The following is a 15,987-nucleotide window of genomic DNA, read 5'->3' on the forward strand; positions in this document are numbered from 1 at the left end:
TTGCACCCTACATGATGTTCCATTTTGTATTTGGTTTACTTTATTTCTCAATAAAACAATCATTTATGTCTAATCCAGTTTACATTGGCACAGGCGGTTACAGCGACACCGCGCTGCTTGGCACGCTCTATCCGCACGGCACGAAAAGCCCCGATTTTCTGCACCACTACGCACAACATTATGATTGTGTTGAAATTAACAGCACTTTTCACGCACCGATTGGGCAAAAATCGCTGCTTGGTATGCTGGACAAGGCGGCTGGGCGACTGAAATTCACGCTCAAATTGCACCAAGATTTCAGCCACACGCGCACCGCCACCGCACAACACGCCCACGCATTTTTACAAACCATTCAACCATTTGGCGAACATTTGGCGCATTTGTTTGTGCAATTTCCGCACAGCTTTGAGCGCACGCCAGCGAATCGGCGTTATTTGGCTGCATTGTGTGGCTGGTTTGCCGATTACCCTTTGGTGATGGAATTTCGTTCCCCCACTTGGCACATTGATGAAGTGTTTGTTTATTTTGAAAAAAATCAGAATTTGATTTGGTGCAATGTGGATTATCCCAGCCAAATTGGGCTGCCTGAAAGTGCATTTCACAGTTTCAACCGCACCGCTTATTTGCGCTTGCACGGGCGCAACGGTAATTGGTGGCAAGGGCAATCCGCCGCCGAACGCCACGATTATCGCTACACCGATGCGGAATTGAAAACATGGGCAGATGTTTTATTTCAACAAAAACAAAGTTTTGATGAATTGTTTATCCTGTTTCAAAACACGACCCAAAGTCATTCTTTTTACAATATTCCTGTTTTGAAAGCGCATTTGGCAGATTGGGGTTTTGCGGTGAAAACGCCACGCATTGAAGTGCAACAGGGCAGTTTGTTTTGAGAAACGTTCAGGCTGCCTGAAAATGCCGCCACACGGGTTCGCAAATGGGCGGCAATTCGGGGCAAACGCCCAATGTGCCGCCACTGTATCCGCCCAAACGATGAAAATCGCTGCCACAACTTGCCCACAAACCGAATTTTTGCGCCAACAAAGCGTAGCTCAAACGCTCATTTAATTGGCAGTTGCCGCTATGCACTTCAATGGCGTGTCCGCCCAAAGCCTTAAATTCGCTGAACAAATTGCGCCGACCTGTTGCCGATAAATCGTAACGCATGGGGTGGGCAATCACGGCAATGCCGCCTGCGCCCAAAATCGCGGCAACGGCTGCCTGAAAATCCGCCCATTGGTGGCGCACAAACGCGCATTTGCCTTCGCCCAAATATTTGGTGAATGCCTGCTGCTTATTGCGGACGTGTCCTTGTTGCAACAAAAAATCCGCCAAATGCGTGCGCGACACCATTTCGGGATTGGCGGCTGCCAGTGCCATTGCACCATCAAATGCGCCTGTAATGCCTTTTTTGGCTAATTTTTCAGCCATTTGGGCGATTCGGTCTATGCGTCCTGCGCGGGTTTGGGCGAGCAGCGTTTGCAGATTTTCGTTGTGTTCATCAAAATCCAAGCCGACCATGTGTATGGTGGTGCCGCGCCATGTTACCGAAATTTCCACGCCTGAAATCAAACGGATACCGCATTTTTCCGCTTCGGCACGCGCAGGGGCAATGCCGCCTGTGTGGTCGTGGTCGGTTAGGGCGAGCATTTGGCAACCGTTTTCGGCTGCCAATTTCACCACTTCTTGCGGCGACAATGCACCATCAGAAACGGTGGAATGGCAATGCAAATCAATCATTTGCTTTCCACTTTTAAAAAGGTTTGGCGATAATGTTTCAGCTCTTCAATGCTTTCCAAAATGTCGTCCAAGGCTTTGTGTGCGCCTTTTTTGACTATGCCTTTGTACACGGTGGGGTTCCAACGCCGCGCCAGTTCTTTCAGCGTGGACACGTCCAAATTGCGGTAGTGGAAATATTGTTCCAAACGCGGCATGTGGCGCACCATAAAGCGGCGGTCTTGATGAATGGTGTTGCCGCACATGGGGGTGGCGTTTTCAGGCAGCCAAGTTTGCATGAACGCCAAGAGTTCTTCTTCCACTTGTGCTTCGGTGTATTGCGATGCGCGAACGCGGTCTACCAAGCCTGTGCGCGTGTGGGTGTCGGTACACCATTTGTCCATAGCGTTTAAAATGGCATCGTCTTGATGAATGGCGTACACGGGCGATTGTGCCAACACGTTCAAATCGCTGTCGGTGATAATCATGGCGATTTCAATGATTTTGTCGGTGTCGGGGTTTAAGCCAGTCATTTCCATGTCCAGCCAGCATAAATTGTTTTGATTTTTCATGATGTTGTTTTCTTGAAATGAAAAAGGGGCAAGCAGCCTTTTGGCATTGTGTATTGCAAGGCTGAAACTTTTGCAAAACTGCGGAAATTTTTAACACCGTCATTCCCGCGTAGGCGGGAATCCAAAGTTGAATGACACAAACTTTTGTTTCTTAAAGTTAAAAATGGATTCCCGCCTACGCGGGAATGACGACAGTTTTTCTGTTTCAGGCAATCTGAAAAGGTTTTGCAAAGGTTTCAGGTTGCCTGAAAATTCAGTTTTTTCAAATGATTAAGGCTGACCTGTGCGTGGCGAAACGGTCAAAATTTCGCAACCTGTTTCTGTAACCAGCACTTCGTGTTCCCATTGTGCCGACAAGCTGCGGTCTTTGGTAACGACTGTCCAACCATCGTTTAAAATGCGTAAATGGCGTTTGCCTTGGTTAATCATCGGCTCAATCGTGAAAATCATGCCTGCTTGCAACACCATGCCTTGACCGCGTTTGCCATAATGCAAAATTTGCGGTTCGCAATGAAAATCGCGCCCAATGCCGTGTCCACAAAATTCTTGTACCACCGAATAGCCTGCATTTTCAGCCACTTGCTGACACGCAAAACCAATGTCGCCCAAAGTTGCCCCTGCTTTTACGGCGGCAATGCCTGCCATCAGCGATTCGTGGGTAACATCAATCAGGCGTTGCGCTTGTGGCGAAACTTTGCCCACGGTAAACATGCGGCTGCTGTCGCCATGAAAACCGTCTTTTTTGATGGTCAAATCAATATTGAGAATATCGCCTTCTTTCAAAGGTTTATCGTCTGGAATGCCGTGGCAAATCACATGATTGACCGATGTGCAACACGATTTGGGATAGGGCGGATTGCCATAATTCAAGGGTGCTGGATAGCCACCTTGCACATTCACATGGTAATCGTAAACCAGCTTGTCAATTTCATTGGTGGTGATACCGGGTTTGATGAAATCGCCAATGTAATCCAACGCTTCGGCGACCAAGCGACCGAGTTCACGCATTTTTTCTTGTTCTTCGGGGGTGTGGATAATCACAGCCATTTTGTTGTTGTTCCTTGTGGTAAAAATGAAAATTCAGGCAGCCTGAAATCACGTTGCGTAAGTGAAACTGTGCCAATTTGCCGCCAGCATAAAACTGCCCGACATATCCGACATAAAATAATCGCAAGGTTGCGCTTTTTGAAACAATTTCAGCAAATCAGACGCTTGTGGCAAAATGAAAACATGGCTGCCTGTAAATGAATTTAAGTGGTTAAACAGGCAAATGGCGTGTTTGCGATTGCTGATTTCCATAATCAGCGAAACCAAATGTCCTGCATATTCAAAGCCATAACGTGCCGATTCACATTGTTGGCGATAACTGTATGTGACTTCGGGCAACAAGCCTGTGCCAAATTCGTAAAGTTGCGCCAAATCGCTTAAATATTCATAACCTTCGGTGCTGTTGGAAATTTCATAAGGGATTTTGTGGCGTTGTGCCACCTCGCTCAAATTGCCCAGCAGGGTGTCTTCACGGAAATAGGGGTGCGACATGGTGTTGTTTCCATTGATAAAATGTGTTGGCTATTGCGGTACACAACATTGCCAGCAATATCCCTAACCCTCCCCCGCCAGCAGGGGAGGGAACAGATTGCAGGCAGCCTGAAATCACATCAACATTTTGATTAAAAATTCTTTAAACAAAAACCCCGCCACGCCCAAAAACAGCACCAAAAACAAAATAAACATACCCAATTTGCCCGCTTTGGATTCTTTGCCCAAATTGTAAATGATGAACGCCAAAAAAATCACCAAAACGGTCAAACAAATTTTCAATGCCCAACTGGCAAATTCCGCTTCTGACATTTTATTCGCCTTTCAGGGCTTGCGCCAAATCCCAAATCAAATCATCAACATATTCTAAGCCAACTGAAATGCGTACCAAGCCTTCACGAATGTTGGCGGCGTGTTTGTCATCGGGCGACATTCTGCCGTGGGTGGTTGTCCAAGGGTGGGTGATGGTGGAGCGCACATCGCCAAAGTTTGCCGTTTTGGAGAAAATTTGCACACGGTCAATCACTTGCCATGCGGCTGCTTGACCGCCTGCCACTTCAAATGCCAACACCGCGCCACCATAGCCATTTTGCTGTTTGCGTACCAAATCGGCTTGGGGGTTTTCAGGCAGCCCTGAATAGTAAACCTGTTGAATTTGTGGCTGTTGTTGCAACCATTGGGCGATTTTTAAGGCTGCCTGATTTTGTTCGCGCACGCGCAAGAGCATGGTTTCCGCGCCGCTCAATAAAGTCCACGCATTAAAGGGCGACAAACTCAATCCCATTGAATTGACATACAAGGCAATTTGTTGAATCAATTCATTTTTGCCGCACACAATGCCGCCCAACACGCGACCTTGACCGTCTATCGCTTTGGTGGCAGATTGCACCGACAAATCCGCGCCAAAATCCAAAGGACGTTGCACGGCTGGCGAGCAGAAACAATTATCCACCACCAATAAAGCATGGTTTTCGTGTGCCAATTTTGCCAATTTTTCAAGGTCAGCCACTTCGCCCAATGGGTTGGAGGGCGTTTCCAAAAACAGCATTTTGGTGTTGGGGCGAATGGCTTTTTCCCATTCTGAAACATCGGTTTGCGACACAAACGTGATGTCAATACCAAAACGGGCGATGTGTCCCGTGAGCAAACCTGCGGTGGTACCAAACAGGCTGCGGCTGCTGATTAAATGGTCGCCCGCATTCAAAAATGTGAGCAAGGCTGCCTGAATTGCCGCCATGCCAGTGGCGGTGGCAATGCCCGCTTCGCCATTTTCCAACTGCGCGATGCGACTTTGGAACGTGCTGACGGTGGGATTGGCGGTGCGAGAATAGGTAAAGCCTTGTTTGGTTTTGGCAAACAGTGCCGCGCCATCTTCGGCGGTGTCAAACATAAAGCTGCTGGTCAAAAACAGGGCTTGATGGTGTTCGTTGTAATGCGTTTGTGCTTTGCTGCCGCGAATGGCGAGTGTTTGGGGGTGAAGTGAGTGGCTCATGGTATTTTCCTGCATTCCATTTTAAAGCGAAAAACGCGATTTTCCGCTTTTTCAGGCAGCGTTTCAATGTTTCAGGCAGCATTTTTTACGGTATTTTGTGCGATTTGGTATAATCACGCGCTTGTAATTTCCTTATTGAACGCCATATTGTCGCAAAATTGAAAAATACTTTTATGCTGTAGCCTTTTTCAGGCAGCCTGAAACACGGTTCTGATTATTTTAATTCAACAAAACGAGTTCGCCATGACAGATTACCACGATAATGACGATGAACAAAGCAACGACACCAATCGTCCACTCACACCCGAAGAGCAACGCGCCCGTTTACGCCAACTGATTTTATTGGGCAAAGAACGCGGCTACATTACCTATGCCGAAATCAATGACGCATTGCCAGATGACATGTCGGGCGAAGAGCAAATTGACAGCGTGGTCAGCATGATTCAGAGCTTGGGCATTCAAGTTACCGAAGAAGCCCCCGATGCAGACGCACTGCTGATGAACGAAAACGGCACCGCCATTACCGATGAAGACGCAGTAGAAGAAGCCGAAGCCGCCTTATCACAAGCCGACTCCGAATTTGGGCGCACCACCGACCCTGTACGCATGTACATGCGCGAAATGGGACAAGTGGAATTGCTCACGCGCGAAGACGAAATCATCATCGCCAAAAAAATTGAAAATGCCTTGAAAAACATGATTCAAGCCATTTCAGCCTGCCCCGGTTCCGTGAATGAAATTTTGGAACTGATTGATAAAGTCAAAAAAGACGAAATCAAAGTAGATGAAGTGGTAGAAGCCATCATTGACCCCAACGAAGTGTTGCTCAACGAACTGGGTTTGGGGCATTTAGAAAGCGAAAGCACCGACAATGACGATGCCGATACCAGCGATGGCGATGAAGACGAAGACGATGAAGGCGATGCCACAGGCGGCGGCATGGAAAGCCAAGATTTGGAAGCACTCAAAGCCCAAGTGATTGAACACTTTAAGCAAATTGAAAAAAGTTACGGCTTGATGATTAAGGCTTTGGACAAACACGACAGCAAACACGCCAAATATTTGGAACACCAAAAAGCCATTGCCGACAAACTGCTGGAAGTGCGCTTTGCCACCCGCCAAATTGAAAATTTGAGCGAAAACCTGCGCGGCAAAGTGGAACAAATCCGCAAATTGGAACGCGAAATCCGCGACATCTGCCTTGACCGCGTGCGCATGGACAGAGATTACTTCATCGCCAACTTCCTGCCCAACGCCACCAACCTGAATTGGGTGGAAGAAGAAGTCGCCAAAAATAAAGTGTGGAGCGAAACATTGAGCCGTTTCCGCCACGCCATTTTGGAAAAGCAAACCATCATGTCTGATTTGGAAAAAAATGCCCGCATTTCCATTGAAGAATTGAAAGAAATCAGCAAAAACATGGTGGTAAGCGAAAAAGAAACCGCCGCCGCCAAGCAAGAAATGATTCAAGCCAACTTGCGTTTGGTGATTTCCATTGCGAAAAAATACACCAATCGCGGTTTGCAATTCCTTGATTTGATTCAAGAAGGCAATATCGGCTTGATGAAAGCGGTGGACAAATTTGAATATCGCCGTGGCTACAAATTTTCCACTTATGCAACGTGGTGGATTCGCCAAGCGATTACCCGTTCCATTGCTGACCAAGCGCGTACCATTCGCATTCCTGTGCACATGATTGAAACGATTAACAAAATGAATCGCATTTCACGTCAGCATTTGCAGGAAACAGGCGAAGAACCCGATTCAGCCAAATTGGCAGAACTCATGGAAATGCCCGAAGACAAAATCCGCAAAATCATGAAAATCGCCAAAGAACCCATTTCCATGGAAACCCCGATTGGCGATGACGATGATTCACATTTGGGCGATTTCATTGAAGATGCCAACAACGTTGCCCCTGCTGATGCGGCAATGTATTCCAGCTTGCGTGAGGTAACTGCCGATGTGTTGGAAAGCCTGACTCCGCGTGAGGCGAAGGTGCTGCGTATGCGTTTTGGCATTGACATGAACACCGACCACACGCTGGAAGAAGTGGGCAAGCAATTTGATGTAACCCGCGAGCGCATTCGCCAAATTGAAGCCAAAGCCTTGCGTAAATTGCGCCACCCCACGCGCTCCGATAAACTGAAAAGTTTCTTGGACAGTGAAGAAGGTAAGTAATTGCTCATAAAATAAAAAAGCTGCCTGAAAACAAGTTGTTTGTTGTTTTCAGGCAGCTTTTTGTTTTGTTGGGATTTATGAGGCTTCGTCTATCCAAGCCATTTGCACGGCTTCCAAGATTTTTTCGCCACAACGTTCTGGGTCATCGTCAAAATCGGGCAATGCCAAAATCAAATCGCGCAACTGGGTAAAACGCACGGTTTGGGGGTCAATATCGGGGTGTGTGTCAAACAGTTCTTCGGCAATGCGTTGGGAGTCTGTCCATTTCATGATTTGTTGTCCTTGTTTGGGTTGGTGGGTTTTCAGGCTGCCTGTAATCTGTCCCCTCCCCCGTCTGGCGGGGGAGGGGGCAAGTTTGTGGCAACATCAAAAATTGCTGTGTGCTTTTCAGGCTGCCTGAAAACATTTGGGTTGTTTATTCTTCGGCAAATTCGCCATGTGTGTCGCCATCTTCATCTTCTGGCGAACCCATTTCAATCAGGCTGTCTAAACCTGCGTGGTTGCGGATTTTTTGGTCGATTTCGGCGGCGATTTCGGCGTTTTCTTTCAACCAGTTGCGTACGTTGTCTTTGCCTTGACCGATTTTTGCGCCGTTGTAGCTGAACCATGCGCCTGATTTTTGAATCACATCGGCTTTCACGCCCAAATCAATCAATTCGCCTTCGTAGCTGATGCCTTCGCCATACAAAATGTCAAATTCGGCGGTGCGAAACGGTGGCGCAACCTTGTTTTTAATCACTTTAACTTTGGTTTCTTTGCCGATGGGGTCATCGCCTTCTTTGGCTTTGATTTGGGTGCTGCCGCGAATGTCCAAACGCACCGATGCGTAGAATTTCAAGGCATTGCCGCCTGTGGTGGTTTCGGGGTTGCCAAACATCACGCCAATTTTCATGCGAACTTGGTTGATGAACACCACCAAGGTATTGGTTTTTTTGATGCTGCCTGTGAGTTTACGCAAGGCTTGGCTCATCAAACGTGCTTGTAAACCGACATGGCTGTCGCCCATTTCGCCTTCAATTTCGGCTTTGGGGACGAGTGCTGCCACCGAGTCAATCACGACCATGTCCACGCCACCTGAACGCACCAGCGTGTCGCAAATTTCCAAAGCCTGTTCGCCTGTGTCGGGTTGGGAAACGTACAGGTCTTCGACTTGCACGCCCAATTTGCGTGCGTAAACGGGGTCAAAGGCATTTTCTGCGTCAATAAAGGCGCAAATGCCGCCATTTTTTTGGCATTGGGCAATGGCTTCCAAGCACAATGTGGTTTTGCCTGATGATTCGGGCCCGAAAATTTCCACAATGCGACCGCGTGGCAAACCGCCCACGCCCAATGCCAAATCCAAAGTTAAAGAACCTGTTGAAATGACTTGCAAATTTTCTTCTTGGTGGCTGCCGTCCATTTTCATGACTGCGCCTTTGCCAAAGTTTTTCTCAATTTGTGCGAGTGCGGCTGCGAGTGCTTTGCTTTTTTCGCTCGCATCGGTTTTTGCGCTGACTGCGTCTTTTTCTTGTTTAGTTGCCATGATGTTGTTTTCCATGTGTTGAAATTGGGGGAAAATGGTTTTCAGGCTGCTTTTTGGTACACGACAAAAATCTTTGAAATTGCCAGAAACTTGTTCCCTCCCCCTATGAAAGGGGGAGGGGGAGGGGTTAGAAATCCAACGTGCCACCCCCACCCTAACCTTCCCCCGCCAGCGTGGGAGGGGACAGGTTACAGGTAGCCTGAAAGTTTTGTGTCGTGCACGGCAAGGCTGCCTGAAAGTCCATTTAACGAAAAAATCGGCAAGCATTATCGCATAAAACACACATCATCATAAGTGAATTTCGTGTGCCTTTTGGGGTTTTCAGGTTGCCTGAAATTGTGTCAAAAATTGCGCCAATTCATCGGGCAAATTGGCTTGCAAATCCAGCACTTCGCCTGAAATGGGGTGGTTCAACACCAAACGGTGTGCGTGCAAAAACATTCTTTTTAAACCCAATTTTTGCAAACGTTTGTTCGCTTGATAATCGCCGTAACGCTCATCGCCTGCTATGGGGCAATTTTGCGCTTGCATGTGCACGCGAATTTGGTGGGTGCGCCCTGTTTTTAAAGTCGCCTGCACCAAACTCAATGCCGCTATGCCCACCGAATGCGTTGGGCTGCCTGAAAACACGTCCAGCACCTGAAAAATGGTGTGGGCAGACTGCCCATTTTCATCAACGCGCACCATTTTTTCGCCAGCCGCGCCTGTGTATTTAATCAGGGGCAGTTTCACATGGCGATTTTCAGGCTGCCACGCGCCCACGCCCAACGCCAAATACACTTTTTTGGGGTGGTCGTTGCGGAGCATTTCGTGCAATTTGACCAACGCGCTGCGTTTTTTGGCAACCATCAGCAAGCCACTGGTGTCTTTGTCCAAGCGGTGTACCAATTCCAGATATGGGGTGTTGGGGCGCGACTGGCGCAGTTGCTCAATCACGCCAAAACTCACGCCGCTACCGCCATGCACCGCCACGCCACTGGGTTTATTCACAACCAGCAAATATTCATCTTCAAACACAATCTCAAATTCACGCGCAGGGGCAGGGGTTTTCAGGCTGCCTGCATGCGTTTTCTCGGCAACGCGAATGGGCGGAATGCGAATCAAATCATCAGCTTGAATGCGATAATCCGCCTGAACGCGCCCCTTGTTCACGCGCACTTCGCCAGCACGGATAATGCGGTGAATGTGGCTTTTTGGCACACCTTTTAATATTTTAATCAAATGGTTATCCAATCGTTGTCCAGCGTCATGTTCAGCCACCTTTAAATGATTAACCAAGTCTTTGCTAATTGTGGGCATTTTCTCTATAATTCCAAACTTGTTTTTGGCGGCAAACAGCCAGCCTGAAACACGGTGAATACAAGCAATACGGCTTTGATTTTATTGTAAAAACGATTTTCAGGCAGCCTGTACACCGATTGTGATTGCAAAAAGCCGTATGTCGCCATTTTACAAAAAAAGCACTTTGCACGTTTTCTTTTTTATCGCCAATGGCCTACGGCGGTAGAAATTGTGTTTGAATACAAAATCATAGACGATGGCTAACCGAATTTAAATGAAATTGAATATGCAACAAAAAATGCTTGCTGCAATCTGTCCCCTCTACCGTTTGGTGGGAGAGGGCTAGGGGCTAATGACAATTTGGGCGCGAAGTTGGTTTTTCAGGAAAAATTGTCAAATTCAAGGAAAAAATGCGAGTCAATGCCACCCATTGGCGAGTATTTTTGACGCAGAAGTTGGCGATTTTGATGAAAAAACAATCGCGAAACGAATTGTCATTAGCCCCTAGGGTAAGGGTGGCACGTTGAATTTCCACCCCCCAGCCTAACCAGCCCCCCAGCGAGGGAGGGGACAAGTAACTGAAAGTTCAGCCATTTCCGACAACATTTTACGATTGTGTTGCGGTATCACTTTCAGGCAGCCTGAAACACCAAACCGCTCTTTTTTATCGTCTTATTGCCGCGACATCGCAGCGCACACGCGCCACCACGCGAGCGGCAGTCAAACTTGAAAACGTGTTTAAGAACCTGCATTCATAATCTTAATCGCTTGTTTTACCGCTACTTCATGCGCCTACTGCGTTGGCTTTCCACGCCAATATGTTCAATATTGGCATGAAAAGCCGCCTTGTATTCGCACGAATTACCAATCAAAACAAGCCATCAATCTTACGAAAACAGGTTCTAAATCTTTGAAAATAAAGGTTATAAACATGAAAAGAATGCTCTTCAACGCCACCCATTCCGAAGAATTGCGCGTGGCAATCGTTGATGGACAAACCCTGCTGGATTTGGACATTGAAACCCTCGGCAAAGAACAACGCAAAGGCAACATCTACACAGGCGTGATTACGCGCATTGAGCCTTCTTTGGAAGCCTGTTTCGTGGATTATGGCGTGGAACGCCACGGCTTTTTGCCATTTAAAGAAGTGTCTCGCGCCTATTTTCAAGACTACGAAGGCGGCAAAGTCCGCATTCAAGATGTGTTGAAAGAAGGCATGCAAGTCATTGTTCAAGTTGAAAAAGACGAACGCGGCAACAAAGGCGCAGCCTTAACCACCTTCATCAGCTTGGCAGGACGCTATTTGGTGCTGATGCCCAACAATCCGCGTGGCGGTGGCGTATCGCGCCGCATTGAGGGCGAAGACCGCGCCGAATTGAAAGAAGCCATGGCACAACTGGACGTGCCACACGGCATGAGCATGATTGCACGCACCGCAGGCATTGGACGCAGCGCAGAAGAATTACAATGGGATTTCAATTACTTATTGCAACTGTGGCGCGCGATTGAAGAAGCCGCCGCCGCCCACAAACAGCCCTATTTGCTGTTTATGGAAAGCTCTTTGGTGATTCGTGCCATTCGCGATTATTATCGCCCCGACATCGCCGAAATTTTGGTGGATAACCCCGAAGTTTACGAGCAAGTCTCTGAATTTATGAGTTATGTGATGCCCAATAATTTGAGCAGACTGAAACTCTACACCGACCACACCCCCCTGTTTTCACGTTTGCAAATTGAGCAGCAAATTGAAACCGCATTTGCGCGTTCCGTGAGCTTGCCAAGCGGTGGCGCGATTGTGATTGACCACACCGAAGCCCTTGTTTCCATTGATGTGAACTCTGCACGTTCCACGCGCGGTGCGGACATTGAGGAAACCGCATTCCGAACCAACATGGAAGCGGCAGAAGAAGTGGCACGTCAAATGCGTTTGCGTGATTTGGGCGGCTTGGTTGTGATTGATTTCATTGACATGGAAGACGCAAAACACCAACGCGATGTGGAAAACACCTTGCGCGATGCGCTGAAAAAAGACCGTGCGCGTGTGCAAATGGGCAAATTGTCGCGTTTTGGTTTGTTGGAATTGTCGCGCCAACGTTTGCAGCCTGCTTTGGCGGAAAGCAGCCACATTGCTTGTCCGCGTTGCGCTGGCACGGGCGTGATTCGCAGCATTGAATCCACCGCTTTGCACGTTTTGCGTTTGATTCAAGATGCGGCAATGAAGGAAAACACGGGCGAAGTCCACGCGCAAGTGCCTGTTGATGTGGCAACTTTTTTGTTGAACGAAAAACGCGCTGAATTGTTTGGCATGGAAGAGCGTTTGGACGTTTCTGTGTTCCTGATTCCGAACACGAATTTGGAAAATCCGCATTATGAAATTTCGCGCATTCGTGTGGACGATGTGGCGGAAGACGCGCCGCCCAGCTACAAGCGTGTGAGCCAGCCTGAAAAAACGGATACCGTGCCATTTTCCAACAGCAAAGGCGAAAAAGCCACGCGCCCCGAACCTGCTGTAAAAGGCGTGAAACACGCTTCGCCTGCGCCTGTGGTGAGCGAAAACAAATCGTGGTGGACTAGCTTTAAGGGTTGGCTCAAACGCTTGTTTACAGGCAGCCCTGCGGTGGCGGAAGAACCCAAATCGCGTTCAGGCAGCCTGAAAAAAGATGCCAACGCCACGCGCACCAGCAATAAGCGCAACAACCCCAATCGCCGCGCCAACAACAAAAATCGCACCAGCGAGCAAGGCGATAAGGCACATCAGGCTTTGAATCAAAAAGAAAACAACAAACATCAACGCCCACAAGCCGTGAATCAGGCGCAAAATCCGCTTGCGAAAAACGCGCTGCCTGAAAATGCCGCCAAAGCCGAGAAAAAACAGCGTCAGCGCAATCAAAACAAGGAGCATAGCCCTGTTCAGGCTGCCCATTTGAGCGCGGAAACGCCCGTTTACGATGAGGCGATTGTCGCGCCCGAGCCGCAAACGCAAAAACCGCGCAAACAAAAAAATCCCAATCAAAAACAAAAACCTTTGATTGTGCGCATTGGTTCGGAGCAGGATAATCCATCGCCACGCGGCAGCAAAAATCAGCGCAATCCGCAAAATCGCAATCAAAATCAAAAACGCGGCATTCCTTCGGCAGCGAAAATGGTGCATTATTTGAATGTGCTTGATGTGGCAACGTGCGTGGAAGACGCGGTGGCGCATGTGATTCGCCAATACCCTGATTTGGCAGCAGAAAGCACTTTGGTGGCAGAGCGCATTCGCCGCGAAACCGAAGCGCAACAAGCCTTGATTGTGCATGTGGCATCTGAAATGCCTGTGTTGGCAAACACGCTGCCCGTTGGCATTGCGTTTGAAGACGATGACGGCAGCCAAAATGAACAGCAATGGATTGTTCAGGCAGCCGAAAATGTGCAAAACGCGCTGGCAAATGTGCTGCCTGAATCGGTAAACGATGTGGCGGTGGGCGAAGAAAGCACATTGTCTGAATCACAAGAAGTTGATTTGCCAAGTGAAAATGAAAGCATTGATGTGCTTGCCATTGCCGCGCAAGTGGAAACGGCAGCACAAGATGTGGTGGAAGAAACCGCATCGCCCAAAAAGCAAGATGCTTTTAAACAAATGTTGGCGAACATGGATTTGGGCGATTTGCAATGGGTGGAAACCAGCGTAGGCGCGATGATTGCGGCTGCCGCGCGTGTTGAGCCACCTTTGCCCAAAGGCTTGCGCCGTGCCGATGTGCCTGCCAAACCTGCGGCTGAGCCTCCCAAAGAGATGATTTTGGTGGAAACGAAAACCAGCGAATAATCGTTTGATTTTCAGGTAAAAAATCAAAAAAAGGCGGATTGAATATCCGCCTTTTTGATGGTCAAGCCAATGGGAAAATTGGGTGATGGTTGGGTTTCAGGCTGCCTTACAGTACACGACATTTTTTGATATTGCCACAAATCTGCCCCCTCCCCCTATGTAAGGGGGAGGGCTGGGGTGGGGGTTAGAAACGCAAAGCGCCACCCCCACCCTAACCCTCCCCCGCCAGCAGGGGAAGGGACAGGTTGCAGACAGCCTGAAAGATTTTTGTCGTGTACTGTAAGGCTGCCTGAAAAATCAATGCGACATGATTTGGCTCAAAAATTGTTTGGCGCGGTCGGTTTGTGGATTTTCAAAAAAATCGTCTGGGTCGCGGTCTTCCAAAATTTGCCCGTGGTCTACGAAAATAATGCGGTCAGCCACTTCACGCGCAAAGCCCATTTCGTGCGTTACACACATCATGGTCATGCCCGATTGTGCCAAATCTTTCATCACTTTCAGCACTTCGCCCACCATTTCGGGGTCAAGCGCGGAAGTGGGTTCATCAAACAACATCACACGCGGCTGCATTGCCAAACCACGCGCAATCGCCACACGCTGCTGTTGTCCGCCCGATAATTGGGTGGGCAGCGCGTCTTTTTTGTGCGCCAAACCGACTTTTTCCAACAATTCAGTTGCCAATTTTTCCGCGTCTGCCTTGTTCATGCCTTTCACTTGAATGGGCGAGAGCGTGATGTTGTCCAACACGCTCAAATGCGGATACAAATTAAAATGTTGGAACACAAAGCCCACTTCGGTGCGGATTTTGTTCAAATCGGTTTTGGGGTCGGCAACGTTCACGCCGTCCACCCAAATTTCGCCCGACTGTATGCTTTCCAGTTGGTTTACCGTGCGAATCAGCGTGGATTTGCCCGAGCCCGAAGGTCCGCACACCACCACCACTTCGCCTTGTTTGATGTCCAAATTCACGCCATTGATAACGTGTAAATCTTTGAAATGTTTGTGAACATTTTTAAAGCTCACCATGATTTTATTGGGGTTGGTTATGGTCATTTTTTGCTTTCGTTTTTTCTTGTAAAATCAAATGGTTTTCTCGAATGATTTGCTGAAAACCATCATCAATCTGATTCCAGTCCACCAAATCCACTTTAAATGGCAAATCACTTTCGGAAAAATCATCTGCCAAATCAGCATGTTCGGCTAAATTCAAAGGGGTGTCGCCCAAAATTGCCAAATCCAAATCTGAATACGGTTTCACATTGCCATGCACACGAGAACCAAACGCCCAAACCACGCGTTGTGGAATGTGTTTTTGCAAAATGTGTTCAACAATCTTTTTTTCTGATTCAGATAAATGCAATTTTTTCATGTTTTTCCCAATCGTGAAATCAGGCTGTTTTGTAAAAATTGAGCTTCTGCCAAAAAATCTGGTATGCCTTGCACCACTGCCAAGGCGGTTTTTTCATCGTAAGTGTGGCTGGTGCGATTACGCATATCGCGGTATTGTTTCCATTTAGACCAATCATTGAGCAATAAATTTTGCTCATTGGCGGTGCGGATTAAATCTTGAAAGGGCATGGTGTCAAATTGGCTGGGATTGGCAGAAGTGTATTCCAAATAGCGTTTCAAGATTTTATGGCTGATTTCGTATGTAAATTCAAAGCGTTGAATTAATCCATCGCGGATTTGCTCATCGGTCGTATCTTGTAGATAACGTGTGTAACCTTCGTGCAATCGTGAAATGGCATTGATTAAGGCTTGGATACTTAATGTATTCATTTTTCTTTTTCTATCAAATAAACTGCTTGTTTTTGAATAAAATCTTGTATTAATTCGCGAAATAATTCTGCGCTACTGCGATTAGATTGTTTGGCTGCCT

At 47.8% G+C, this 15,987-nt stretch carries 16 protein-coding genes; 4 read left to right on the top strand and 12 right to left on the bottom strand.

Annotated features, from left to right (window positions below):
- Positions 1-65 precede the first annotated feature (65 nt).
- On the top strand, positions 66-893 hold the full coding sequence (locus H3L97_RS05285; protein WP_097114200.1) for a DUF72 domain-containing protein: 828 nt from the start codon (positions 66-68) through the stop codon (positions 891-893).
- 7 nt (positions 894-900) lie between these two features.
- On the opposite strand, the gene H3L97_RS05290 is transcribed toward H3L97_RS05285, so the two are convergent.
- The 6 genes from H3L97_RS05290 to metZ all read right to left on the bottom strand — a co-directional run bounded on the left by H3L97_RS05290 (position 901) and on the right by metZ (position 5,319).
- Positions 901-1,740 carry a PHP domain-containing protein gene (locus H3L97_RS05290; RefSeq protein ID WP_097114160.1) on the bottom strand — a complete coding sequence of 280 codons (840 nt, stop codon included), beginning with the start codon at positions 1,738-1,740 and terminating at the stop codon, positions 901-903.
- Positions 1,737-2,288 (bottom strand): oligoribonuclease, encoded by a 552-nt coding sequence (gene orn / locus H3L97_RS05295; protein WP_097114159.1) that lies wholly within the window; start codon positions 2,286-2,288, stop codon positions 1,737-1,739. Before orn ends, H3L97_RS05290 begins: the two co-directional genes overlap by 4 nt.
- Positions 2,289-2,558: 270 nt before the next feature.
- Positions 2,559-3,335, bottom strand: a complete 777-nt coding sequence (gene map / locus H3L97_RS05300; RefSeq protein WP_097114158.1) for a type I methionyl aminopeptidase — start codon at positions 3,333-3,335, stop codon at positions 2,559-2,561.
- Between the two features lie 48 nt (positions 3,336-3,383).
- Positions 3,384-3,827 (bottom strand): hypothetical protein, encoded by a 444-nt coding sequence (locus H3L97_RS05305; protein WP_097114157.1) that lies wholly within the window; start codon positions 3,825-3,827, stop codon positions 3,384-3,386.
- A 114-nt stretch (positions 3,828-3,941) separates the two neighbouring features.
- Positions 3,942-4,139, bottom strand: coding sequence for a DUF2788 domain-containing protein (locus H3L97_RS05310; RefSeq protein WP_097114156.1), 198 nt, complete (start codon positions 4,137-4,139; stop codon positions 3,942-3,944).
- Position 4,140: 1 nt separating this feature from the next.
- Positions 4,141-5,319 (bottom strand): O-succinylhomoserine sulfhydrylase, encoded by a 1,179-nt coding sequence (metZ, locus tag H3L97_RS05315; RefSeq protein ID WP_097114155.1) that lies wholly within the window; start codon positions 5,317-5,319, stop codon positions 4,141-4,143.
- On the opposite strand from metZ, the gene H3L97_RS12025 reads away from it, so the two are divergent.
- On the top strand, positions 5,307-5,432 hold the full coding sequence (locus H3L97_RS12025; protein ID WP_257010989.1) for a hypothetical protein: 126 nt from the start codon (positions 5,307-5,309) through the stop codon (positions 5,430-5,432). The two genes, metZ and H3L97_RS12025, sit on opposite strands and share 13 nt — an antisense overlap.
- A 130-nt stretch (positions 5,433-5,562) precedes the next feature.
- Positions 5,563-7,500 (top strand): RNA polymerase sigma factor RpoD, encoded by a 1,938-nt coding sequence (gene rpoD, locus H3L97_RS05320; RefSeq protein ID WP_097114154.1) that lies wholly within the window; start codon positions 5,563-5,565, stop codon positions 7,498-7,500.
- Positions 7,501-7,575: 75 nt separating this feature from the next.
- On the opposite strand, the gene iscX is transcribed toward rpoD, so the two are convergent.
- The 3 genes from iscX to H3L97_RS05335 form a co-directional block, all read right to left on the bottom strand.
- Positions 7,576-7,770 (bottom strand): Fe-S cluster assembly protein IscX, encoded by a 195-nt coding sequence (iscX, locus tag H3L97_RS05325; protein ID WP_097114153.1) that lies wholly within the window; start codon positions 7,768-7,770, stop codon positions 7,576-7,578.
- Positions 7,771-7,915: 145 nt separating this feature from the next.
- Positions 7,916-9,022 (bottom strand): recombinase RecA, encoded by a 1,107-nt coding sequence (gene recA / locus H3L97_RS05330; protein WP_097114199.1) that lies wholly within the window; start codon positions 9,020-9,022, stop codon positions 7,916-7,918.
- Positions 9,023-9,343: 321 nt separating this feature from the next.
- Positions 9,344-10,321: an RluA family pseudouridine synthase gene (locus tag H3L97_RS05335; protein ID WP_097114152.1), complete on the bottom strand. Its 978-nt coding sequence runs from the start codon at positions 10,319-10,321 to the stop codon at positions 9,344-9,346.
- 913 nt (positions 10,322-11,234) lie between these two features.
- Between H3L97_RS05335 and H3L97_RS05340 the strand changes: the two genes are divergently transcribed.
- The gene (locus H3L97_RS05340) at positions 11,235-14,108 is read left to right on the top strand and encodes an Rne/Rng family ribonuclease (protein ID WP_097114151.1); all 2,874 of its coding nucleotides are present in this window, start codon (positions 11,235-11,237) and stop codon (positions 14,106-14,108) included.
- A gap of 297 nt (positions 14,109-14,405) precedes the next feature.
- On the opposite strand, the gene H3L97_RS05345 is transcribed toward H3L97_RS05340, so the two are convergent.
- From H3L97_RS05345 to H3L97_RS05355, 3 genes are read right to left on the bottom strand one after another with little or no spacing between them, the layout of a single operon-like run.
- Entirely contained in the window at positions 14,406-15,134 is a 729-nt protein-coding gene (locus H3L97_RS05345) for an amino acid ABC transporter ATP-binding protein (protein ID WP_097114198.1), read from the bottom strand.
- A 4-nt stretch (positions 15,135-15,138) separates the two neighbouring features.
- On the bottom strand, positions 15,139-15,477 hold the full coding sequence (locus tag H3L97_RS05350) for a nucleotidyltransferase family protein (RefSeq protein ID WP_097114150.1): 339 nt from the start codon (positions 15,475-15,477) through the stop codon (positions 15,139-15,141).
- A complete protein-coding gene (locus H3L97_RS05355; RefSeq protein WP_034292575.1) occupies positions 15,474-15,887 on the bottom strand; it encodes a nucleotidyltransferase substrate binding protein in 414 nt (137 codons plus the stop codon). Before H3L97_RS05355 ends, H3L97_RS05350 begins: the two co-directional genes overlap by 4 nt.
- Positions 15,888-15,987 lie beyond the last annotated feature (100 nt).

It is taken from the genome of Alysiella filiformis (assembly GCF_014054525.1).
Lineage (GTDB): Bacteria > Pseudomonadota > Gammaproteobacteria > Burkholderiales > Neisseriaceae > Simonsiella > Simonsiella filiformis.